Source organism: Bacillus oleivorans (genome assembly GCF_900207585.1).
In the GTDB taxonomy this organism is placed as follows: Bacteria; Bacillota; Bacilli; order Bacillales; family JC228; genus Bacillus_BF; species Bacillus_BF oleivorans.
In genome coordinates this window covers 149,073-171,835 of the sequence record NZ_OAOP01000002.1, presented here as the reverse complement: position 1 = coordinate 171,835, position 22,763 = coordinate 149,073, and the positions used below count along the sequence as shown (strand labels likewise).

23 protein-coding genes and 1 pseudogene are annotated in these 22,763 nt (G+C 39.7%); 1 reads left to right on the top strand and 23 read right to left on the bottom strand.

All coding sequences use genetic code 11. The features are described from left to right. Positions 1-138: 138 nt before the first annotated feature. The 14 genes from spo0A to accB all read right to left on the bottom strand — a co-directional run bounded on the left by spo0A (position 139) and on the right by accB (position 14,829). Positions 139-933: a sporulation transcription factor Spo0A gene (spo0A, locus tag CRO56_RS04340; protein ID WP_097157389.1), complete on the bottom strand. Its 795-nt coding sequence runs from the start codon at positions 931-933 to the stop codon at positions 139-141. Positions 934-1,513: 580 nt separating this feature from the next. Beyond that, positions 1,514-2,797 (bottom strand): SpoIVB peptidase, encoded by a 1,284-nt coding sequence (spoIVB, locus tag CRO56_RS04335; RefSeq protein ID WP_097157388.1) that lies wholly within the window; start codon positions 2,795-2,797, stop codon positions 1,514-1,516. 530 nt (positions 2,798-3,327) lie between these two features. Further along, entirely contained in the window at positions 3,328-5,043 is a 1,716-nt protein-coding gene (gene recN / locus CRO56_RS04330) for a DNA repair protein RecN (protein ID WP_097157387.1), read from the bottom strand. A 14-nt stretch (positions 5,044-5,057) separates the two neighbouring features. Next, positions 5,058-5,507 (bottom strand): transcriptional regulator AhrC/ArgR, encoded by a 450-nt coding sequence (ahrC, locus tag CRO56_RS04325; RefSeq protein WP_097157386.1) that lies wholly within the window; start codon positions 5,505-5,507, stop codon positions 5,058-5,060. A 118-nt stretch (positions 5,508-5,625) separates the two neighbouring features. Next, entirely contained in the window at positions 5,626-6,453 is an 828-nt protein-coding gene (locus CRO56_RS04320) for a TlyA family RNA methyltransferase (protein ID WP_097157385.1), read from the bottom strand. A 3-nt stretch (positions 6,454-6,456) separates the two neighbouring features. Next, positions 6,457-8,349, bottom strand: a complete 1,893-nt coding sequence (gene dxs / locus CRO56_RS04315; RefSeq protein ID WP_097157384.1) for a 1-deoxy-D-xylulose-5-phosphate synthase — start codon at positions 8,347-8,349, stop codon at positions 6,457-6,459. 189 nt (positions 8,350-8,538) lie between these two features. After that, on the bottom strand, positions 8,539-9,432 hold the full coding sequence (locus CRO56_RS04310) for a polyprenyl synthetase family protein (protein WP_342745870.1): 894 nt from the start codon (positions 9,430-9,432) through the stop codon (positions 8,539-8,541). Further along, on the bottom strand, positions 9,429-9,674 hold the full coding sequence (locus tag CRO56_RS04305) for an exodeoxyribonuclease VII small subunit (protein WP_097157943.1): 246 nt from the start codon (positions 9,672-9,674) through the stop codon (positions 9,429-9,431). Before CRO56_RS04305 ends, CRO56_RS04310 begins: the two co-directional genes overlap by 4 nt. After that, on the bottom strand, positions 9,649-11,013 hold the full coding sequence (xseA, locus tag CRO56_RS04300; RefSeq protein WP_097157383.1) for an exodeoxyribonuclease VII large subunit: 1,365 nt from the start codon (positions 11,011-11,013) through the stop codon (positions 9,649-9,651). The genes CRO56_RS04305 and xseA overlap by 26 nt, the downstream gene beginning before the upstream one ends. 119 nt (positions 11,014-11,132) lie before the next feature. After that, entirely contained in the window at positions 11,133-11,981 is an 849-nt protein-coding gene (gene folD / locus CRO56_RS04295) for a bifunctional methylenetetrahydrofolate dehydrogenase/methenyltetrahydrofolate cyclohydrolase FolD (RefSeq protein ID WP_097157382.1), read from the bottom strand. Continuing rightward, positions 11,981-12,382 (bottom strand): transcription antitermination factor NusB, encoded by a 402-nt coding sequence (gene nusB, locus CRO56_RS04290; protein ID WP_097157381.1) that lies wholly within the window; start codon positions 12,380-12,382, stop codon positions 11,981-11,983. The genes folD and nusB overlap by 1 nt, the downstream gene beginning before the upstream one ends. A gap of 137 nt (positions 12,383-12,519) precedes the next feature. Then, positions 12,520-12,933: an Asp23/Gls24 family envelope stress response protein gene (locus CRO56_RS04285; RefSeq protein WP_179714166.1), complete on the bottom strand. Its 414-nt coding sequence runs from the start codon at positions 12,931-12,933 to the stop codon at positions 12,520-12,522. Between the two features lie 3 nt (positions 12,934-12,936). Beyond that, the gene (gene accC, locus CRO56_RS04280) at positions 12,937-14,307 is read right to left on the bottom strand and encodes an acetyl-CoA carboxylase biotin carboxylase subunit (RefSeq protein ID WP_097157380.1); all 1,371 of its coding nucleotides are present in this window, start codon (positions 14,305-14,307) and stop codon (positions 12,937-12,939) included. A gap of 12 nt (positions 14,308-14,319) precedes the next feature. Further along, positions 14,320-14,829, bottom strand: coding sequence for an acetyl-CoA carboxylase biotin carboxyl carrier protein (accB, locus tag CRO56_RS04275; protein WP_097157379.1), 510 nt, complete (start codon positions 14,827-14,829; stop codon positions 14,320-14,322). 307 nt (positions 14,830-15,136) lie between these two features. On the opposite strand from accB, the gene CRO56_RS04270 reads away from it, so the two are divergent. Beyond that, on the top strand, positions 15,137-16,513 hold the full coding sequence (locus CRO56_RS04270; RefSeq protein ID WP_425427178.1) for a methyl-accepting chemotaxis protein: 1,377 nt from the start codon (positions 15,137-15,139) through the stop codon (positions 16,511-16,513). A 355-nt stretch (positions 16,514-16,868) separates the two neighbouring features. Here the strand turns inward: CRO56_RS04270 and CRO56_RS04260 are convergent, their stop codons facing one another. From CRO56_RS04260 to efp, 9 genes and pseudogenes are all read right to left on the bottom strand, one after another. Continuing rightward, positions 16,869-17,414 (bottom strand): SpoIIIAH-like family protein, encoded by a 546-nt coding sequence (locus CRO56_RS04260; protein ID WP_097157377.1) that lies wholly within the window; start codon positions 17,412-17,414, stop codon positions 16,869-16,871. A 2-nt stretch (positions 17,415-17,416) separates the two neighbouring features. Beyond that, the gene (spoIIIAG, locus tag CRO56_RS04255) at positions 17,417-18,088 is read right to left on the bottom strand and encodes a stage III sporulation protein AG (protein WP_097157376.1); all 672 of its coding nucleotides are present in this window, start codon (positions 18,086-18,088) and stop codon (positions 17,417-17,419) included. Beyond that, positions 18,089-18,715 carry a stage III sporulation protein AF gene (gene spoIIIAF / locus CRO56_RS04250; protein ID WP_097157375.1) on the bottom strand — a complete coding sequence of 209 codons (627 nt, stop codon included), beginning with the start codon at positions 18,713-18,715 and terminating at the stop codon, positions 18,089-18,091. A gap of 52 nt (positions 18,716-18,767) precedes the next feature. Next, a pseudogene (gene spoIIIAE, locus CRO56_RS04245) lies at positions 18,768-19,925 on the bottom strand (stage III sporulation protein AE); the annotation flags it as partial. A 46-nt stretch (positions 19,926-19,971) separates the two neighbouring features. Then, complete coding sequence (gene spoIIIAD / locus CRO56_RS04240; protein WP_245855647.1) at positions 19,972-20,361, bottom strand: stage III sporulation protein AD; 390 nt, start codon at positions 20,359-20,361, stop codon at positions 19,972-19,974. 14 nt (positions 20,362-20,375) lie between these two features. Then, positions 20,376-20,582 carry a stage III sporulation protein AC gene (spoIIIAC, locus tag CRO56_RS04235; RefSeq protein WP_097157373.1) on the bottom strand — a complete coding sequence of 69 codons (207 nt, stop codon included), beginning with the start codon at positions 20,580-20,582 and terminating at the stop codon, positions 20,376-20,378. 16 nt (positions 20,583-20,598) lie between these two features. Further along, a complete protein-coding gene (spoIIIAB, locus tag CRO56_RS04230; RefSeq protein ID WP_097157372.1) occupies positions 20,599-21,114 on the bottom strand; it encodes a stage III sporulation protein SpoIIIAB in 516 nt (171 codons plus the stop codon). After that, positions 21,115-22,038, bottom strand: a complete 924-nt coding sequence (gene spoIIIAA, locus CRO56_RS04225; RefSeq protein WP_097157371.1) for a stage III sporulation protein AA — start codon at positions 22,036-22,038, stop codon at positions 21,115-21,117. It abuts the gene before it with no gap. A gap of 160 nt (positions 22,039-22,198) precedes the next feature. Further along, on the bottom strand, positions 22,199-22,756 hold the full coding sequence (gene efp / locus CRO56_RS04220; protein ID WP_097157370.1) for an elongation factor P: 558 nt from the start codon (positions 22,754-22,756) through the stop codon (positions 22,199-22,201). Positions 22,757-22,763 lie beyond the last annotated feature (7 nt).

Below are 22,763 nucleotides of genomic sequence, written 5' to 3'. Positions count from 1 at the left end.
TTCTGATCGGTTAAAAAAGGCAAAAAAGGCCTGACCCACTTATCATTGATCTAGAAAAGAACAGCCTTATACTAGATTACGAATAGTGGATAGACCTGGTCTAGTCAACTCCATTTAAAAAAATGTATCGGATTCATTTCATGAAGCTTTATGTTCAAGACGAAGCTTATCAGCCACCATTGCAATAAACTCCGAGTTAGTCGGTTTGGCTTTAGACATACTTACAGTGTAGCCAAACAGTGAAGAAATCGAATCAATATTTCCTCTGCTCCAAGCCACTTCAATTGCATGACGAATAGCCCTTTCTACCCGGCTTGCAGTAGTATTATACTTTTTCGCAATATCAGGGTATAACACCTTGGTAATCGAACCTAGCAGCTCAATATCCTTATAAACCATAGAAATCGCTTCTCTTAAGTATAAATATCCCTTAATATGAGCCGGTACCCCGATTTCATGAATGATGCTGGTAATACTTCCTTCTAAATTTTTTCCTTTTGATTCAGAATGAGAAGATGGCCTGGATTGTCCGACTGATTTTTTCACGTTATTACTCATTTTGGAGGCAACCTGACGGATATGATTTGTGAGGTTATCCATATCAAACGGTTTCAAAATAAAATAAGACGCACCTAATTCAACCGCTTTTTTCGTGACATCTTCCTGACCAAAAGCTGTCAGCATAATGACATTTGGGAATGGAGATCTTCTGCTTTCTCTTAGCTTTTCTAACACAGCTAATCCATCAAGATGTGGCATTATTATATCTAATACTAAAACGTCTACTTCAGTTTCTTCTAAAAGCTGAAGACAGTCTTGGCCATTATTGGCTACGCCCACAACTTCCATATCTTCCTGTTCGGAGACGTATTCTTCAATTAAGCCTACTAACTCTCTATTATCGTCCACAATGCAAACTTTAATCTTTTTCAACTGTGTTCCTCCTCAACTTTGTCAAAAAATATCACTTGATTTCTATTCTAACTGACAATTTCGACAATGCAATAAAAATTCCTTTCTTTTTTTGAAAAAATGTTAAAAAATAGTCTAAATCTCCCCCTTTCTCCTGTTTTCTCTTATTTTCGACCCATTTCGATATTTGACACCATTCCTCTACCCAGTTTTGTCGAAAAATCTTTATTAAAGGATGAAGGACCTTTAATATAGGATCTTTATTTCTCTTATCCGCTAAATAATGTTGCAGCAGCGCCTAATTATTATGTTGCCGAGCCCCATAATGTTTCAGCGGCGCCCAATTATTGATTTCTCAGCCCATATATTTCGTTCATCGCCCAATTCTAGCTCTGAAGCGCCCGATTTTTTCCCATTTCCGCCCAATTATTATATTGCCGAGCCCCATAATGTTTCAGCGGCGCCCAATTATTGATTTCACAGCCCATATATTTCGTTCATCGCCCAATTCCGGCTTTCAAGCCCCAAATTTTACTCTCTCACCGGATTATGTTCAATAAAACGCCAACCCACACAAAAAAACAGGCGCCACGGACGCCTGTTAACTTGCTTTTTCCTTTTTTTCATATATATTGATCCCTGCTTCGTTAAGCATCCATTCAATATGAACACCATACCCGCTTGATGGGTCATTTACAAACACGTGAGTGACAGCTCCGACTAATTTTCCATCTTGAATGATAGGACTTCCACTCATTCCTTGCACGATGCCACCGGTTTTTTCTAATAACCGTTTATCTGTAACTTTTATAACAATCCCTTTCGTTGCTGGAAATTTTTGCGGAATTGTACTTACAATTTCAATATCAAACAGTTCGACCTCATCGTTTTCGACCACCGTTAATATTTGAGCAGGACCTTCTTTCACTTGGTGAGAGAGTGCAACCGGAATGGCTTTATCCATAACTCCGTTTTCAATCCCATTATTTAATCTGCCAAAAATGCCAAATGGGCTATTTCGAGTAATATTTCCAATGACTTCATGTTCTCTTGTAAAGGTTGCATGCTTTTCGCCCGGGTCCCCGCCTTTTCCTTTTTCAATCGAAGTGACGGTTGAGCGGACGATTTGCCCATCTTCAACGATAATTGGCTTTTTTGTATCCATGTCAGATATTACATGGCCCAAAGCTCCATATTTCTTGGATTTAGGCTCATAGAAAGTCATGGTTCCGATCCCAGCTGCAGAATCACGAATATAAAGTCCCAATTTGTAATTGGATTCACCTTTATTTTGGAGCGGCATTAATTGCGTCTTAATCTTTTCTTTTTCCCTTTTGATTTCTAACTCCAATGCTTTTCCCTTTTCCCCGGCTGTTTGTACATACGGAGCAACATCAGACATTTTTTCAATTTTATTGCCGTTGATTTTGGTTATAATATCACCGACTTGAATTCCGGCAAGCTCACCAGGCGATACTTTCCCCTTATCAGTATCGACTTGATGATATCCGACTACTAATACACCAAGAGTATTGAGCTTTACGCCGATTGATTGTCCTCCAGGGACTACTTTAAAATCCTTTAATACATTGACCCCTACACGTTTGATAGGAAGACCAGCTAATTCAAAGACTACTTCTTGAGAGCCTGGCTGTTTTCCTTGGACGGTAATGTGATTCTGTTGTTTAAAAACCGAAACGGTATCATCAGAGACTGGTTTCACTGATACTGGGGCAGAAACTGATAATGTTGCCTGACTTCCCTGGAACATGGTTAATTGCTGTGGAACTGATAAAAATTCTTGAAAGGGCTTAAAGAAGTTAAGGGCTAGTAAAGAAACAAGGAGAAGAATTCCTGTTGTTACTCTCAATATCTCACGTCTCATATCACACTCTCCTCGCTTCTTTAGATGACAATTTGGAATGGCTACATTTTTAATGTTGCCTTCGACCCAGCCAATTATAACTGGATATAGTAAGAAAAGCGGAGGAGTCTTGAACAGTCCCGAAAAGCACTGGAGGCTCCTCTAAGGAAGCGCTTTTTGCTTCTGAAGGAGGAGCTGAAGTGCTCGAGGGGCTAGACTCCGAAGCTGGACAAAGAAAAGCTGAGGGGCTTCGCTCAGAGGCGACAAGCACAAGACAAGCCTCGTAGTGGCGTGATTTTGCCACGCAGAGGATTGGCTTGTGACTCGAGCCTCTAAGCCCCGAAGCTGGACAAAGAAAAGCTGAGGGGCTTCGCTCAGAGGCGACAAGCACAAGACAAGCCTCGTAGTGGCGTGATTTTGCCACGCAGAGGATTGGCTTGTGACTCGAGCCTCTAAGCCCCGAAGCTGGACAAAGAAAAGCGGAGGAGTCTTGAACAGCCGCCAACTGTATCTGTATAAGAAAAAAAGCCACTCACAAAAGTGGCTCTGCATTAGACTCTTATCAATTTCCGTTTATTTTGAAGAAACACTTTCTTATAGCGTTCCCCGTAAACAATTAATTCTTTCGCGTGCTGTTTGGTGGCCTGAGTGATCTCAGTGCCGGACATCATTTTTCCAATCTCATCGATCCTGTCTTCTGTTCCTAAAATTTTCACTTCCGTTTTGGTCCTATCATTTTCAATAAGTTTAGCGATGTAAAAATGAGAATCTGCCATCGCAGCAACCTGCGGTAAGTGGGAAATACAGAGAACCTGTGAATTGACGGAAAGCTCATATATTTTTTCACCCATCGATTGGGCTACTCTACCACTCACGCCTGTATCGACTTCGTCAAAAATAATCGAAGTAATTTGCTGATGCTTGGAAAAGATACTTTTAATGGCCAGCATAATTCGTGACAATTCTCCGCCTGAAGCAACTTTGGATAATGGTTTTAACGGCTCTCCCGGGTTAGGAGAAAGCAGAAAGACCGCTGCTCCTTGTCCATGGCTGCTATATTGGGAAGATGGCTTAAATTCAACTTTAAATTTAGTTTTATCCATGTATAGATCTTTTAATTGCTGATGAATATCTTCGGTCAGCTGCACGCTATATTTTTCCCGAATTTCCTGCAGATTTTTGGCTTCAATGGCTAAATCAAGTTCAATCGAGCGCAACTGTTTCGTCAGCCCTTCAATATGTGATTCACGATTTTCTAATCTGTCTAATTCTTCTTCAATCGCAGCAGCATATTCCAAGATTTCCGATACATTTTTTCCGTATTTTCTCTTTAATTGACTAATTTCATTCAAACGGCTTTCGACTTCGTTTAACCGCTCTTCATCAAACTCAAAGTTATGAATTTGATCCCGTACTGAACGGACGACATCCTCCAGACTATAATAAGCATTTGCAACGGTGTCATACCATTCCTTTGCCTGCGGATCAATCGTTTGAACCTGCTCTAATTCGGACATAGCCAGACCTAACCAATCCATCCCCTTTTGGTCTCCCTGCAGGGCATCATAGGTAAGCTGCAGCTGCTTGTACAGCTGCTCAAAATGGATAAGCTTTTGTTTTTCAAGCTTTAGCTCTTCGTCTTCATTTGGAGCTAAATTAGCACTTTGAATTTCATTTAGCTGAAATTGTAACAAGTCAATTCGATGTGCATTTTCTTGTTCGTTTTGACTCAATTGTTTCAGTTGTTTTTGGATTTTTTCGTAATCGAAAAACAATTCTTGATAGGCTTGTAAAGCCTGTCCAATTTCTTTTCCGCCATATTGATCAAGCAGGGAAAGATGCTCATCTTCATTTAATAAAATTTGATGCTCATTTTGTCCGTGAATATCAATAAGCGAAGCAGCGATTTCCCTTAATAGAGCTATCGTTACCAGTTTTCCATTAACCCGGCAAACACTTTTCCCATTTTTATAAATATCCCTGTTTAAAATAATATTTCCTTCCTCTACTGGACAGCCATATTCAGTAAGCTTTGCACAAACAGGGTGTTTGGGATCCACAAAAAAGAGACCTCCTAGTTCAGTCTTTTCTGCGTCGTGACGGATAAACTCTGCGGAGCCTCTTCCGCCTGCAAGCAAACCGATTGCATCGATAATGATTGATTTCCCTGCACCCGTTTCTCCAGTTAAAACTGTCAGTCCTTCTTTAAATGAAAATGTTAATTCGTCTATTATGGCGAAGTTACGAATGGTTAATTCAGCTAACAACTGGGTCACCTTCTTTATAGCATATCTAAAAATCTTTGTGAGATCATTTCTGTATCTTCAGGTTTTCTGCAAATTATCAGACATGTATCATCCCCGCAGATCGTTCCCATGATTTCTTCCCAGTCGAGATTATCGATTAAGGCACCGATAGCCTGGGCATTTCCCGGCAGCGCCTTTAAAACAATAAAATGACCTGCTGAGTCGATTTTTACAAATGCATCCATTAATGTTCGCTTTAATTTTTGAAGCGGATTGAATCGCTGATCGGCAGGGAGACTATACTTGTAACGGCCATCCATTAATGGAACTTTTACTAAATGAAGTTCCTTAATATCTCTAGATACAGTGGCTTGCGTTACATTAAAGCCAGCTTCCCGCAGCAGATCTACTAATTCGTCTTGTGTTTCTATTTCATGATTAGATATAAATTCTCTTATTTTGATATGTCTTTGACCCTTATTCAACCCTGTAACACCTCATTTTTTTAAAAAAATGGACTCTATTTTTCACCATCATAACATAAAGAACAAAAATGGATAAGAGAGAGTATGCAAATGGATTTGAAAGAAGAAAAAAGAAGCCTCAAGCTGAAGCTCCTTTCAATGTTTCATGTGCCTGATGCACGACCTCCGAAATATGTACAGAAAGATTATTCTCACTTTCTGCATTTGTCCAGTGAAGCAGGAGCAGGAACTCAATATTTCCTTCTCCGCCCGTTATCGGAGAAAAGGTGATCCCATCGATGCTATACCCTTCCCTCATCGCAAATTCAATAATTTTTTCGATTACTTCAATATGAGTTTTAGCATCCCGAACGATACCATTTTTGCCAACCTGGTCTTTACCTGCCTCAAATTGCGGTTTTACCAAAGCCACAATTTTTGTCCCGTCTTCTATTAATGTTTTGAGTACAGGCAGAATTAGTGTTAAAGAAATAAAAGAAACATCAATCGTAGCAAAATTGGGTGCAGGACCTTTTAAATCTTCTTTTGTCACATAACGAAAATTCGTTCTTTCCATCACTACTACCCGTTCATCAGAACGGAGTTTCCATGCAAGCTGGTTATATCCTACGTCAATGCAATAAGATAAAATCACACCATTTTGCAAGGCACAATCTGTAAATCCTCCTGTTGAGGAACCTACATCAATCATAATTTTATTGTTTAAATCTAATTGAAAGGTACTAATTGCCTTTTCCAGCTTTAAACCGCCACGCGAAACATAAGGCATGACTTTTCCCTTTACGACAAGCTTTGAAGTGACTGGTACCTTTTCACCAGGCTTATCGATTCTCACTTCGTTTAAAAAAATTTGGCCTGCCATGATCGCGCGCTTCGCTTTTTCTCTCGTTTCAAATAAACCTTGCTCGACTAATAACACATCTAGCCTTTCTTTTTTTTCACTCATTCGTTACGCCCTTTTTTGTTTTTGTGGAATCATGTTTGTTAAATGTCTCACTGCCTGTTCAGCTGTTAATCCGATTTCTTCTAACAGCTTTGACACACTTCCGTGTTCGATAAACCTATCTGGAATTCCCATTCGGGTAATTTTGACATTATGAAAGTCATGTTCATGAGCAAATTCTAAGACTGCACTTCCAAATCCACCTTGGAGAACGGCTTCTTCGATTGTTAAAATCGGCCTTTCTTGCGGCAGAATTTCCATCAGCATATCATGATCAAGCGGCTTGATAAATCGGGCATTAACCACTTTTACAGATATTCCCTGATCGGCAAGAATATCCGCTGCATCAAGTGCCATTTGTATGGTAGTTCCGAATGTTAATATACAGGCGTCCGTTCCCTCTCTTAAAACTTCCCAGCTTCCGATAGGAATCGTTTTTAATTCTTTTTCTAGCGCAACCCCAATGCCATTTCCGCGCGGGAAGCGCATCGCTATCGGACCGTCGTTATATTTTAAAGCGGTATTGACCATGTGCTGCCCTTCATTTTCATCCTTCGGCATCATTAAGACCATATTAGGTAAATTTCTTAAAAAGGCAACATCGAAAACACCTTGGTGTGTTTCACCATCTGCTCCGACCAATCCTGCCCGATCGACTCCAATAAATACATTTAAATTTTGGCGGCAAATATCATGAACAAGCTGGTCATACGCCCGTTGCAGGAACGTAGAATAAATCGCTAAAAATGGCTTCATATTCTGAGTTGCGAGCCCTGCTGCTAAAGTGGCTGCATGTTGTTCAGCAATCCCAACATCATACATCCTGTCTGGGAATTCTCTGGCAAAATCTTCTAGCTTGGATCCGACAGGCATAGCAGGGGTAATAGCCACGATTCGTTTATCATCTCTTGCCAGATTTCTTACCGTTTCACTAACCAGTTTGCTCCATGCAGGTCCGATTGCAGTTGGTTTGACAAAATCACCTGTTTCGATTTTATAAGGTCCGGTACCATGCCATGTCCCAACTTTGTCTGTTTCAGCTGGCTGATATCCTTTTCCTTTTTTCGTAATAACATGTAATAAAACAGGGCCTTCTGTTTTTTTTGCGTATTGAATATTTTCAAATAAATCATGATATGAATGACCGTCTATCGGACCTAAATACGTAAATCCTAATTCCTCGAAAAAAATCCCAGAAACGACTAAGTATTTTAAAGAATCTTTAATTCTTTCTGCAGTAGAGGCTAAACGTCCTCCGACAGCAGGAATTTTCTTCAGTACATATTCTAATTCATCTTTCACCCACTGGTATTTTCCTGCCGTTCTTAGTCTGCCTAAAACATTGTGCAAGGCTCCCACATTTGGAGCAATCGACATTTCATTATCATTTAGAATTACAATCATATTCTTCTTTTCTGCCCCAATATGATTAAGTGCCTCTAACGCCATTCCGCCTGTAAGAGCCCCGTCTCCAATAATCGGAATAATATAGCTTTTTTCTTTCTTTAAATCACGGGCAATCGCCATTCCCATCGCAGCAGAAAGCGAAGTGGAGCTATGTCCTGTTTCCCAAACGTCATGATCGCTTTCATCTCTTTTAGGAAAACCGCTTAGCCCTTTATATTGCCTCAAGGTTTCAAAATCTTTGGCACGTCCAGTCAATATTTTATGAACATACGATTGGTGCCCAACATCCCATAGTAATTTATCTTTTGGACTGTCAAAGCATTTATGAAGAGCAATCGTCAGCTCGACAACTCCCAGGTTTGGTCCAATATGCCCACCTGTTTTCGATAAATTTTCTATGAGGAAAGTTCGGATTTCTTTACTAAGCGCTTCCAACTCTGGAGTTGTCATTGACTTTAGAAAAGAGGGATCCTTTATATTGAAGAGATCCAATGTAAACACTCACTTTCATCAAATTTAACCTTGTGTATATATATTAAAAAATATGGTCAAAAGGAAATGTACTCTTAGCTATTTATCCTTTTAAACAAGATGGCTGTTTTCTTTATTATATCGTTCTATACATATTCTACAAGAAATAGACGTATATCCAGAAAATCTCTGGAGATTAAAAATCGTATCTTAATAATTTCTTGTAGCAATCAGTTCCGTAATGGTATCTAAATAAAGTGATTTTCCGCCAATTTTCTGTAAAGTGGCTTTAGCAGCATGAATATGGTAAGAAAGTTTTTCTTCTGCCCCTGTAAGCGTAAGCAAGGCCGGATAAGTACTCTTTTTATTCGAAACATCACTGCCTACAGGCTTGCCAATCATTTTCTCATCGCCAATCTGATCCAAAATATCATCCCTGATCTGGAAAGCAAGACCTAAATGATGGGAAAAACTACGAAATAAATCACGAATCTCCTTTTTAGCATCTGCCAATATACATCCTGCCTCTGCGCAGACAGCCAATAGCTTTCCCGTTTTATGTGTATGGATGTATTCAAGCTCTTCTAGTGAAACTTGCTTGTCCTCGCCTAGTAAATCAGCCACTTGCCCGCCGACCATACCTTCTGCACCTGCAGATTGGGAAAGGCAGGAGATGATATCGAGCTTCTGACGATCTGTAAAGATGGCTGAATCAAGTGTGGAAAGGACCCGAAAGCTCTGGGTTAAAAGAGCATCTCCTGCTAAAATTGCAATTGCTTCTCCAAATACTTTATGATTCGTAGGCTTTCCTCTTCTTAGATCATCATCATCCATGCTCGGTAAATCGTCATGAATTAAAGAGTAGGTATGGATCATTTCGATGGCTGCAGCAACTTTCACTCCCAACTTCCAATCTGCCCCAAGTGTATCCATCGTCGCAAATAATAACAATGGTCTGATCCTTTTTCCTCCCGCTTGTAAGGAGTACTCCATTGCTTCTTTTAAAATAGGAGGACCATCTAATTCTTCTACCATCGTTGTAAGCTCTGTTTCAAGCAAGTTTTTAGCCGTTAATGCAAATTGGTCGAACTCGAGGCTCCTCAACGATTTTCCTCCTCTACTGCAAATGGTTTTATTTCTCCGTCCTCGGTCATAATATGAACCATCTGCTCCTCTGCTTGTTTTAGCTTCTCATGGCAAAACTTTGATAATTCCATCCCTTGTTTATAAATAGAAATGGCTTCCTCTAATGGGACTTCCCCTTCTTCTAGTCTCTCCACTATTTTCTCTAATTCTTGCATCGCTTCTTCAAAAGTATATTTATGATCTTTCTTCATGACCTGTATTCTCCTTTTTATCATGAATTTCACAAAGTAAAGTTCCATCTTTCACCGTTACGCTAATGGTCTCTCCCTTTTCTGCGGAATGAATGCTTTTTATGATCTTGCCGCTTTCACTGTACGTAACACTATAACCTCTCTCCATAATGGAAAGAGGATTCAAGGCATGCAGTGTTTGCAGAATACCTGAAAATGACTGCTTTTTCTTTTCTAAACGAACAAACATATTTTTTTGCAAATTCTTTTGTAATCCTTCCCGTTCTATACGCTTACTTTTTATTATTTCAATCGGAGCAGAACGGGATAATCTGTTTTGGATAATCATTCGTTTGTCTTGATTGATTCTGATAAGCCTTCGCATCTCCCGATTTAAGCTTTCGTGAAGACGGTCCATTTTTTCGAGCTTTTGTACATAAAGTCTTTTAGGTGAACGCAATGCATAAGAATTTGATAATTTTTTTAAATGAATACGTTCAACCCTCAGCTTATTACCAATTGCTCTCGATAACCTTAATTTTCTTTCATCAATTCTCTGATACAAATCCTCAAGCAGAGGAACAGCTAATTCAGCTGCTCCGGTAGGGGTAGGTGCCCGAAGATCAGCAACAAAATCACTAATCGTAAAGTCAGTTTCATGTCCAACCGCTGAAATAATCGGAATCGGAGATGAAACAATCGCTCTAGCAACTTTTTCGTCATTAAAGGCCCATAACTCTTCAATCGAGCCCCCGCCTCTGCCGACAATTAAAACATCTATCGTTCCAAAAATCTTCGCTTTCTCAATCGCTTCCACGATTGAGGCAGGTGCTTGTTCCCCCTGTACAAGTGCTGGGAAAAGGATTACCTTTCCGATTGGGAAACGACGCTGAATCGTCGTGATAATATCTCGAACAGCTGCTCCGGTTGGGGAAGTAACTACCCCTACCGTTTCAGGAAAAAGCGGAATTTTTTTCTTTCTTGCTTGAGAAAATAACCCCTCTTTTTCAAGCTTTTCTTTTAATTGTTCATAAGCCAAAAACAGAGAACCTACTCCATCCGGCTTCATTTCCTTAACGTACATTTGATATTGCCCATTTGCTTCATAAACGGAAATTCCCCCCCGAACCAAGACACTCATTCCATTCTCAGGGGTAAACGGCATGGTACGGGCTTGGCTCGCGAACATGATTGCGAGCAATCTTGCCTGGTCATCCTTTAAGGTAAAATATAAATGACCGCTCGAATGTTTTTTTAAATTAGAAATCTCACCTTTAAGATAAAAATCCTGAAGGTAAGGATCAAAATCAAATTTACGTTTTATGTATTTAGTTAGCGCAGAAACGGTTAAATACTTTGTTTGTGCCATAAATAGCTCCTTTAAGCCATTAAGTCAGTGACAATCATCCTTAAAATGGTTTGTCTTCATTATATATAACATAAAGAAAGCAGTCACCCCATAATATTTAGCGGTGACTGCAGGTGCACTTATATCTTTGCTTTGGCAGATTGGACTGTATTATAAAGCAGCATCGTTATCGTCATCGGTCCTACCCCGCCTGGCACAGGGGTAATATAGCTAGCTTTTTCTTTAACTTCTTCGAATACTACATCCCCACAAAGCTTTCCGTTCTCATCGCGATTCATAGCGACATCAATAACAACGGCCCCATCTTTTATATGGTCCCTAGTGATTAAACCTGTTTTCCCTACCGCTGAGATCACAACGTCTCCCTGTTTCGTAAATTCTTTAAGATTAGGGGTTTTTGAATGACAATAGGTAACCGTTGCATCTCGGCTTAAGCACAGCTGCCCCATTGGTTTCCCAACGATATTGCTTCTTCCAACCACTACTACATGTTTCCCTGACAATGAATAATGAATGGATTCAAGCATTTTTATGATTCCAAATGGAGTACAAGGCAAAAAGCAGTCTTGACCAGTCATCATTCTGCCAATATTAATAGGATGGAAACCGTCTACATCCTTCGATGGAGAAATGGCCTCAATAACATTCGTTTCATCAATATGAGATGGAAGCGGCAGCTGAACTAATATTCCATCAATCGCGGGATCTGCATTTAATTTTTCTATTACCTGCAACAGTTCTGCTTCGGTCGCTGACTTTTCCATCACAATTAAGCGAGAATCAATTCCGAGCTTTTCGCAGGCTTTTTGTTTATTTTTAACGTACGTTCTGGATGCAGGATTATTCCCTACTAAAATAACGGCTAGTCCTGGAACAATGTCTTTTTCAGCCAGGCTTTTTATTTCCGTGAACAATTGACTCCGCAGCTGCTGCGCAATTTCATTACCGCTTATAATTTCGGCAGTCATCACGATTCCCCCTCTTCAGTATTCTGCTTTAAATTTGACAAAACACCATTGATAAATTTACTGGAGTTATCATCTCCATAAATCTTGGCAATTTCGATGGCTTCGTTTAATACAACATTAGAAGGTACACTTTCACTATGTAAAAGTTCAAAAGCAGCTAAACGCAATAAATTACGGTCGACCACACTTAAACGGCTTAATCGCCATTTTTGCAAGTGTTTTTCTATTGAAGCATCAATTTCAGACTGATGAGTTACAACACCATTTATTAAAAATGTTAAATAATCGTCTGGTTCGTCCCCGTCCAATACATTTTCAATTGCTTCATCTGCCGCTGCTTTACTTACTTCAATTTGATAAAGGGCCTGCAATGCTTTTTCCCGTGCTGTTCTTCTTTTCATATACCGTACCTCTCAATAATTAAAATTATTTTTACATAGACATTATCATAGCATACGTCAAGAGCTAAAGAAAACTCGGTCGTTTACAGGCATTTGTCTCCATTCATAAAAGAAAACCAGAGCAAAAGACTCTGGTTTTACATTTCTTGTTCAACATCCTGATCTATCTTTGGGTTTTCGAATTGAATTCCAACAATGTGAACGTTTACTTCTTGGACTTCTAGCGCTGTCATATTAAAAAGTGCTTGGCGAATATTATCTTGAATTTTCTGGGCAACTGCAGGTATAGATACACCAAAGTTTAGGAAGCAATACACATCTACTTTAATTCCTTCATCCGCTAGCTCAACTTTAATTCCCTTACCATGGCTTTTTCTTCCGAGTCTTTCCGCGACACCTGTAGCAAATGTTCCCCTCATTTGCGCGACGCCTTCTACCTCTGCGGCTGCAATTCCTGCGATTACTTCAATTACTTCAGGTGCAATTTCTACTTTTCCTAAACCAGTATAGCCATTATCCATTGATAAAGAGTTTTGCATCTCTTCACTCATGTATTAAGCACCTCCCTTTTCTGAAGAACCCATGACATCGTAATTCTCCAGAAACTTTGTATTAAATTCCCCGCTCTTAAATACCTCATGATCCATCAGCTTTAAATGGAATGGGATTGTTGTATGAACCCCCTCTATTACGAATTCACTCAATGCCCGTTTCATTCTGCTAACGGCTTCGTCACGGGTTTTTCCATATGTAATAAGCTTTGCAATCATCGAGTCATAATAAGGAGGGATCTGATAGCCAGGATATGCGGCCGAATCAATTCGGACCCCGAGCCCGCCTGGCGGCAAGTACATTTCTATTTTACCAGGAGATGGCATGAACTGTTTCTCAGGATTTTCAGCATTGATGCGACATTCGATCGCCCAGCCATTAAAAGTAACATCTTCCTGTTTAAAAGAGAGTGGTTCTCCAGAAGCAACTTTAATTTGCTCTTTGATCAGATCAACCCCTGTAACCAACTCAGTAACAGGATGTTCTACCTGAATTCGGGTGTTCATCTCCATAAAATAGAAACGATCTTCACGGTGGTCATATATAAATTCTATCGTGCCAGCGCCTGTATAATCAACCGCTTTTGCAGCTTTTACAGCAGCTTCCCCCATTTTTTGACGTGTGGTCTCACTTAAAGCAGGAGAAGGCGTCTCTTCAACTAATTTTTGCAGTCTTCTTTGAATGGAACAGTCTCTTTCCCCAAGGTGAACCGTATTACCGAATTGGTCGGCTAAAACCTGGATCTCAACATGACGGAAATCCTGAATATATTTTTCAAGATAGACGCCAGGGTTGCCAAATGCACTTTGCGCCTCTTTCTGTGTAATTTCCATCCCTTTTCTTAACTCTTCTTCATTCCGCGCAACGCGGATCCCTTTTCCGCCTCCGCCTGCTGTCGCTTTTATAATAACCGGATATTCAATTTCTTCTGCTACTTTAATGGCTTCGGCAATATCCTCAACAATTCCTTGGGATCCGGGAACTATTGGAACACCAGCCTCTTTCATCGTTTCTCTCGCTACATCCTTTGCTCCCATTTTTGAAATAGCCATGGAACTTGGACCAATAAAGATAATGTTACACTCTTTACAAAGCTCTGCGAAATCTGCGTTTTCGGCAAGGAATCCATAACCGGGATGAATCGCCTCGCAGCCGGTCATTTTCGCCACGCTCATGATATTTGTAAAATTTAAATAACTGTCTTTTGAGGCCTTGGGACCGATACAGTATGCTTCATCAGCTAATTGAACATGAAGAGAATCACGATCAGGTTCAGAAAATACAGCTACTGTTTGAATCTCAAGTTCTTTGCATGCCCGAATAATTCGAACAGCTATTTCTCCTCTATTTGCAATTAAAACCTTTTTTATCATGTAAATCTCTCCTTATTCAGGCTTTACACGGAAGAGTGGCTGTCCGTATTCAACCAGTTCGCCATCCTTAACTAAAATCTCTACAATTTCGCCTTGCACCTCTGCTTCAATTTCGTTGAATAGTTTCATGGCTTCAACGATACAAACAACTGTAGATGACGAGACTTTTGACCCTGCTTTTACATATGGTTCCGCATCAGGTGAAGGGGATTGATAGAATGTCCCTACCATTGGCGATACGATTTCGACTAAGTTTTCTTTTGCAACCGGGATAACATCTTGTTCTTTCATCTCTGTTGCGGCTTGAGGCTCTTTAACTGCAGGAGCAGCTGGTGCAGGAGCAATCTGAGCTTGCGGCTGAACCTCTATGTATGCTGGTGCGCTTACATTTGGAGCAGCTCCTGCATATTGACCTTGTTTTTTTAATAATAATTTAGATCCTTGGAATTCATATTCAAATTCATCGATTGAAGATTGATCAATTAGTTTAATAAGTTCTCTTATTTCTTGAACCTTTAACATGGTTACTTACACCCCTTGTCCATATATACTTGCTATATTATTATGACTAGCTACTAATATCATACGATAATAGTAAGTAAAAGTTCAATCCCTACTATTCTATACTTGCCAAAAGTCGAAAAAAGTTTTACATAAAAAGGGTTTCGACAGAATACGGCGAATTTTTACATAGATAGGAATTTTAGGGGGAATTGGATTGGGACAATCGATACAAACCATTTATGAGGAAGACTTACGCAGAAAAAATAGTCTTGTGGTTAAGGCAACTCTGCTGTCAGTAATCCTTGCAACCGTTGTAGACATTGCAATGGGGAAAGACTTAGCTTTAATTTTATCCATTTTAATAGGGGGGGGAATCGGCAACGGAATTATTGCTTGCCTCCATAACTTAAGAAAATGGGAAAAAAGCATCCCCTATCTCGCGATTATTTTAGTTTATGTCGTGCTGTATATCATCATGGAAAACAGTGTTTCGGCAACTGCCTATTTTCTTTTATTTTTTGGGCTGGGTACTGCTGCCATTTATATGAACAAATCTCTATTACTGTTTTCAGCCTCAGTGGGATACTTGTGTATCAGCCTTTTTACATATGCTCATGCCGATGAACTGCCTTTGGAATTTAAGAATTACGTAACCATTTATCTTCTATATGGTCTTATTTCCATTTTATTAATTTATCAATTCACTTTATCTTCCCTTTTTCAAAAGCAGCTATCGCAGCTGCAGCAGGAGACGTTTGCTCTAAATGAAAGAGAACAAAAAGTGAAGGAAAAAGTACTCTTTTCTGCAAAAAAATTGTTAGACATGATGAAAAATGTCCAGACGCAAAGCGAGCTGACTCTTCACTCTGCAAAAGAAATCAATCTATCTATATCCGAGATTTCAAGCGGAATACAAACTCAGTCGAATTCAAGCGGGATCATCATTCAGTCAATTGAAAAAGCCACAAACGAGGTCGAACATATGAAAACCTACGCTTCCCAGCTTGATGCGGAAGCTGAGGAGTCTGTTCAATTAACAATGGCTGGAGAAAAAAAGATGATCGAATTGGAAGAAAATATTTATCAGTCATCTTCGAGCATGAAAAAGGCAGAATCCCATATAAACCATTTACGTCAGCAAGCTGAATTAGTACAAATATCAGCTAAATCGATTCAAAAAATCGCAGAACAAACTAACTTATTAGCTCTTAATGCTTCCATAGAGGCAGCCCGGGCCGGGGAAGCAGGCAAAGGCTTTGCTGTTGTGGCAGAAGAGGTACGAAAATTGGCTGAAACCTCTAACACCACAACTAAAGAAATATCAAAATCGCTTACAGCAATCGTGGAGGAAACGGTGGCTTCTGAGGAATTAGTCGGAGAAACTGCACGCCAATTAGAAAGCAGTGTGCAATCGGTTTCTGATGCGGGCAGTGTGTTTAAATTGTTAAAACAGCGGATTGGTTCATTAAAACATCATCTTGAAGGCTATGAAGAACTGGCTTCTACCGTTCATGGCTCTTCTATCGAGGTAGAGGAAACTGTAGCAGAATTAAGTGCCGTTTTAGAAGAAATTAATGAGTCATTACAAACCATCTCTCATGTCATTGAAAACCAGACTTCTGAGAATGAAAATATGTTTGACTTAGTCGAAAAAGCAAATCAGTCACTGGATGAGTTACTTTCATTATCTAACAAGGAATAAATAACGCTTTCGTCAAAAGTAAAGAAAAAAAGCCTGTGTTAAATGTGGATGTTGATTTCCGCTCCAGGCGCTTCGCTTTCCGCGGACGGTACGGGGAGCCTCCTCGGCGCTTAAGCGCCTACGGGGTCTCCCCTGCCCCGTACTCCCGCAGGAGTCTCGCGCCTTCCGCTCCAATCAACTGCGCTACAAACTTAACAATAACCTATGATACTCAAAAAAAAACATATAAAACCCGCTAGCTACTTTCAGAAAGAAATCGAAAATTACAAAAGCAAGTGGAGAAAAACGAATCGTTTTTCTCCACTTGCTTAATTTTAGGGACATATCGGACAGCCCCTTTGTTTTTCAATCATATTTATTCAGCTGGCGTGAACTCAACCGCAACTGGTTCGAAATCCTGACCAAGCTGTTCTGCCACCATAACCAGAATATCATTTGCGAGAGAAGGAGAAGGCTCATTGCCTTTTACAGTGATATGGACCTTTCCATCTTCTGCACGAACTAAAGCATCTTCAAAGCCCATTGCAATAATTTCTGTTCTTAATATGTCTTCCTTATAAGAAATATCCTCCAGTTTATCCATTTCCTCTTTGACTGCACTTACTTCTTCCGCAGAGAGTTCGGCAGAAGCAGCTTGAGTCTGGAGCTCTTCTATTTGCTGTGCGCGTTTAAGATCTAATTCGTAACGAAGCTGTGCAAAGACTTCATCACCAGCAGCTTCCGTAATAATGGTTTCATCGGTTGCTTCCCCATCAATTTGTCCGCTTGTTTCATTTGTTGAACCATTTTCTTCTTGTGCAACATCATTAGTCTGCTCTGGTGAAGTAATGTAATAAATTGAGAGAACGACCACTAAACTAAGCATTGTTAAAAGCCAAACCGTTTGTTTTTTTAATAACATGTTTAATCCCCCTTAGATTTTTTAGGCAGAACGGCCACCCTGTGAATCGGAACATCTAGCACTCTCGTAACCGCTTCAATAATCCATTGCTTTACTTGTATATTTTCTGCTCCTTTAGCAACCACCAGAACGCCTGTTATTTCAGGTTTTTCTGTTTGCGAAATGAGCGGTACCTCCTTATCGCCTTCACGAAGTATCACTAATTGCTCATCAACAGAAGAATCTTCTACTATTCGTTTCCCGCCTTGTCTGTCAGTTTCTTCAGTTGTTTGTTCCTGTGTAGTTTGATTTTTCTCGTAAACATTAGTAGCAGTTGAAGCAACATTCACCATAACGGCAGCATCACTGACTCCTACAATTTGATCTAATGCATCTTTGATTTGAGTTTCATACATTCTTTCGAAATCACTCATTGTTATCGTGTCTTCACTTTTCTTTGGACCTAAAGCCGGAACATCTTCTTCAGATTCATTTTTGTCTGAAAAGGTTTGTGCAGACTGTCCTTCTTGATTGCTTGAAAATACATTTCCTACTAGCATAATGGCCACCCCTGCTAGAAGAACAACTAATAAATACTGGTATTTTGAAGGCTTCTTATTTTCACCCTTACTAGAGCTGGACTCTTGCTGCAGCCACTTTTTAATCCAGGTAAGAGGACCCTTTTCATTATTCATCTAGCCCTCATTCCCCCTTTCAATTTCTACTTCTATTACTTCCGGATCCAAGCTCCATCTGTCTGAAAGCAGAGTTGTAATCGTTTCTTCATCCTTTGAGGAAGAGGGTTCATTACTGTTTGGCTCTCTGGTATCTACTTCAACTAATTCGACTGCCTCAATTGCATCCTCCTCTTCGTCATCGGTCTCTTTTAACGAAATGAACACAGAATGTATGATAGGGTCACTAGTTGGATCATCTGGTTCCTCGGCATCAATTTCTAGATTTTGAATTTCTAAACTGTGCTGTGTCATCAACTCCTCCTCCACACTTTCTTGTAGTTGGACAGCCATTTGTTCTAATGTATATGCACTATGTAGGGCTTGTATTTCTTTTTTCTTCATATCAATTTCATTTTTCATTTCTTCCGCATTTACATATTCAGTCACGTCCATGTTTTCTAGTATTTCTTCCAAGTCTTTATTAAATAGTTCAAAGATCGGAGAGAGAATAATAGTCATTAACAAAAGCCCTGTGACCATTTTTGTGTACCTTCTCAGAGAAGAATTCGGGAGAAGCAGGTCTATTATGATTGCCAGTAAAATGAATATAATAATATTGGTAATCCACTGTGTAAGAAAACTCATAGATAGTCCCCTCCTTCTATCTCACCATTAACGTAATATTGCCTGCTGCAATCATGATGGTGACACTTAAAAAGAACATAAAAGAAACCATTGCTAATGAAGCAAAAATATAAATCATACTTTTACTAATAATGTCTAAACACTGAATGACTGGCCCGCCTCCTAAAGGCTGAAGCAAGGCAGCGGCAAATTTATAGATAAATGCTATGATTAATATTTTTATAGCCGGGAATGCTGCAATAACTAATAATAAGACAACACCCACAATCCCTACAGTATTTTTTAATAAGACTGAAGCATTAATCACCGTGTCAGCTGCATCGGTAAACATTCTCCCAACTACAGGAATGAAATTTCCTGTTAGAAATTTGGCGGTTCTTACTGCGATCCCATCAGAGATGGCTGTAGCAGCTCCCTGAACTGAAATAACCCCTAAAAAAACAGTCATAAAAATTCCTAGTAATCCAATGCTCCAATTTCTAAGCAACTGGGCAAGCTGGGTGACTTTATGCTGATCGGAAAGAGTACTGACAATACTTAAAATCGCGGCTAAAAATAGCAGAGGGAGGACGATTACATTGATGAATATTCCGCTTGTATTCATTAAAAACACAATTAAGGGATGAAACAGACCAGCTGAAATGACTCCGCCAGAAGCGGCCATTAACGCTAACAATATAGGGACGAGTGATAATGTAAAATGAATCATAGTCTCAATCGTATCTTTTGTATACTCAATAGCAATATGAAAACTATTCAGAGCGAAAATAATTAACACCATAAAAACAATAGCGTAAGCTACTTTACTAATTGTTCCTGATTCAAAAGCATTTTGCAGGGACTGCAGAAATACACTAAAAACCGTTAAAAGAATCAATGTCCCTAACAGCTTCCCATTTACAATCAGCTCATGAAAAATGAAGCGAAGAAAGGCATGGAACCAGGCATCAAGAGAAAATTCCTTTTCTCCTTTAAGAAAGTCAACTAGACTTCCTTTTTGACTTTCAGGGAGATACCCTCCGTATTCATCGACAAAACCATCCCAATACTGGACTAATTTATCAATGCCGAGCGTGTCCAATTGCTCGTCTATTATATCTGATTGACTAATGGCTTCTAATGGTGCAACTTGTTCTTCTTCACTGGCAGCAAATACATGATTACTTAAATAAGTACAGCTTAGAAATAGAACAAAGAAAAGGACGAGCATTAGCTTGGCCCTCAAAATTAGTCACCTCTTCCCTAAGGACTATGAATTAAACTGGAATCAGCCCAATAATGGTTTCAATTAAGACAGTAAGGATCGGTACTGCCATTGCTAGGATCAGTACCTTACCTGCTAACTCAATTTTCGAAGCAATCGAACCTAATCCAGCGTCCTTCGAAATTTGTGCAGCAAACTCTGCAATGTAAGCAATCCCAATAATTTTTAAAATCGTTTCGACATAAATGAGGTTAATATTGGCATTTACGGCAATTTGTTCGATCATGCGAATTATCCTGTAGATTTCATCGACTAGAAAAAGAAACAGCGTGCATCCGACAAAAACAATGAAGAGGAAAGCAAAGTTTGGTTTTTGTTCTTTTATGAGCAGGGCTAGAAATGTAGATATAAGTGCGATCCCCACAATTTTAAAAATTTCGATATGTGAGCCCCCCTTTATCCCTGAAAGAGAAAGACAGACTTAATTTTTTCAAAGAGGTCATCTACGATTGAAGCAACCATAAATAAAATATAAATAAACCCAAACAAAGTAACCCATTGTGCATATTCTTTCTTGCCCATTTGATCGAGTATTGTATGGAGAAAGGCAACAACGATCCCTACCCCTGCAATTTTAAAGATGATATCGACTTCAATCCCCATCTACGTTTCCTCCCATCTATATCAACAGAACAATCAATAATAAACCTGTTAAAAAGCCTAAGCTTTTTACCATTTTTTCGTATTTGCTTTGGCGTTCTCTTGCATCGGCTTCTTCTCGTTCCAAATGAGCAATGGCTAAAAGTATTTGTTTTTGTTGTGTGTATCGGTCGTGTCTGCCCAAGGTTTCTCCAAATTGTTTTAAAATTTCATATTCACCTTGTTTAAGAGCAGTCAATTTCCATATTTCATCTAAACTTTGCTGCCAGGCATCCCGAACCGTCGTTTCTTCTGAAATTAATCTCTCTGCAAAAATTTTAAACAGCAGATTTAACGGGTTTGATAACTGTTTTGCTAGCTTTCTGGCAGCTTCATGTAAAGGAGTATGTCCATACATAATCTCTGCCTCAAGCGATTGAAGGGCAACTTTTAATTGCCTTAATTGTCTTGGACGTTCATTCAAATGACGTGATGCCTCAAAGCCTGTCCAAGTAGTCGCGGCCAAAATAAAAACAGCACCTAGAAGCTTTACCACTTATGTCACACTCACTTTCTCTGATACTTGCCTGCCATTTTCGTCTAGGACAATAAGGGACCTTGACTTCTTCGTATGGCTTAATACAAGAAAACGCTGAATCATTTTTTGTTTCATAATCGGGGCCAATGCTGGCCTGTTTAATACCTCCTCATAGGAGGAGCCATGAGTTGTCATGATTAATTGAATACCCGCATTTACAGCTTCCAAAATAGCGATTGTATCCTCGGTTCTGCCAATTTCATCAACAATCAGAACCTGGGGACTCATCGAACGGATCATCATCATCATTCCTTCTGCTTTTGGACATGCATCTAATACATCAATTCGCGGACCAAACTGCAGTTGAGGAATTCCATTCATACAGCCAGCTATTTCAGATCGTTCATCCACAATCCCGACTTTGGCGGCTTCAATCAAGCCATCACTAGAACCGGACGATATAAAGCGAGCTAAATCCCGAAGCAAAGTGGTTTTGCCTGATTGCGGTGCCCCGATAATCATGGTATGCAGCCATTTACCGCGTTTATAAAGATACGGGACCCATCTGTCTGCAATCCCGATATTCTCTTTTGCGATCCGTATATTAAAGGAAGCTACGTCGCGTATTGCTTTGACTTGTCCATTTTCTAAAATAACTTTCCCGGCTAGTCCTACCCTATGTCCGCCTTCGATTGTGATATAGCCGCGCTTCAGTTCCTCTTCTAAGGTATACATGGAAAAGTGACTGAGCTTGTCTAAAAAATGAAGGGCATCTTCCATCGTGGTTTGATAGGGAAGAAAGCTGGCTTTCCCTTGCACCGATATCTCGATTGGACGACCTACCCTAATTCGAATTTCTTCCATCTCTTCTAACACACTTTTCGAAATACGCATGATTGGCTCTTGAATATTTCTAGGCAAACAGGCTAAGATCGGTTCCAAGTCTATTCCTCCTTTACCTAGAGCCTTTCGTTACTTTCAATGTATGCCTGCTTGGCCACTTTATGACTAGCAATTCTATGAATGCTCACAAAAAATGAAAGTAGTAGAAAATAGAATTTGAACAAAAAAAAGAGCCCTATTAAGGACTCTTCATGAAGGCTTATGCGCGAGAAACGTAAGTACCTTCTGTCGTATTAACAATAATTCTGTCACCTTGGTTAACAAAGAATGGCACTTGAACAACCACACCTGTTTCAAGGGTAGCTGGCTTTGAACCTCCAGAAGCTGTGTCACCTTTTATGCCTGGTTCAGTTTCCACTACTTCTAATTCAACCGTGTTTGGCAATTCAACACCTAATGTTTCACCTTGAAACATCATGATGGCTACTTCCATGTTTTCTTTGAGGAATTTTAATTCGTACTCAATTTGGTTAGAAGATAGTTCAATTTGCTCATACGTGTTTGTATCCATAAAAACATGCTGATCACTATTCGCATAGAGATATTGCATTTTTCTATTTTCAATATGGGCTTTACTTACTTTCTCACCAGCACGGAATGTTTTTTCCTGTATCGCTCCTGTCCGTAAATTACGAAGCTTGGAACGAACAAAAGCGGCTCCTTTTCCAGGCTTCACATGCTGGAAATCAATAACCTGCCAAATCCCGCCGTCTACTTCGATTGTTAAACCAGTTTTAAAGTCATTTACTGAAATCATTTTGTTT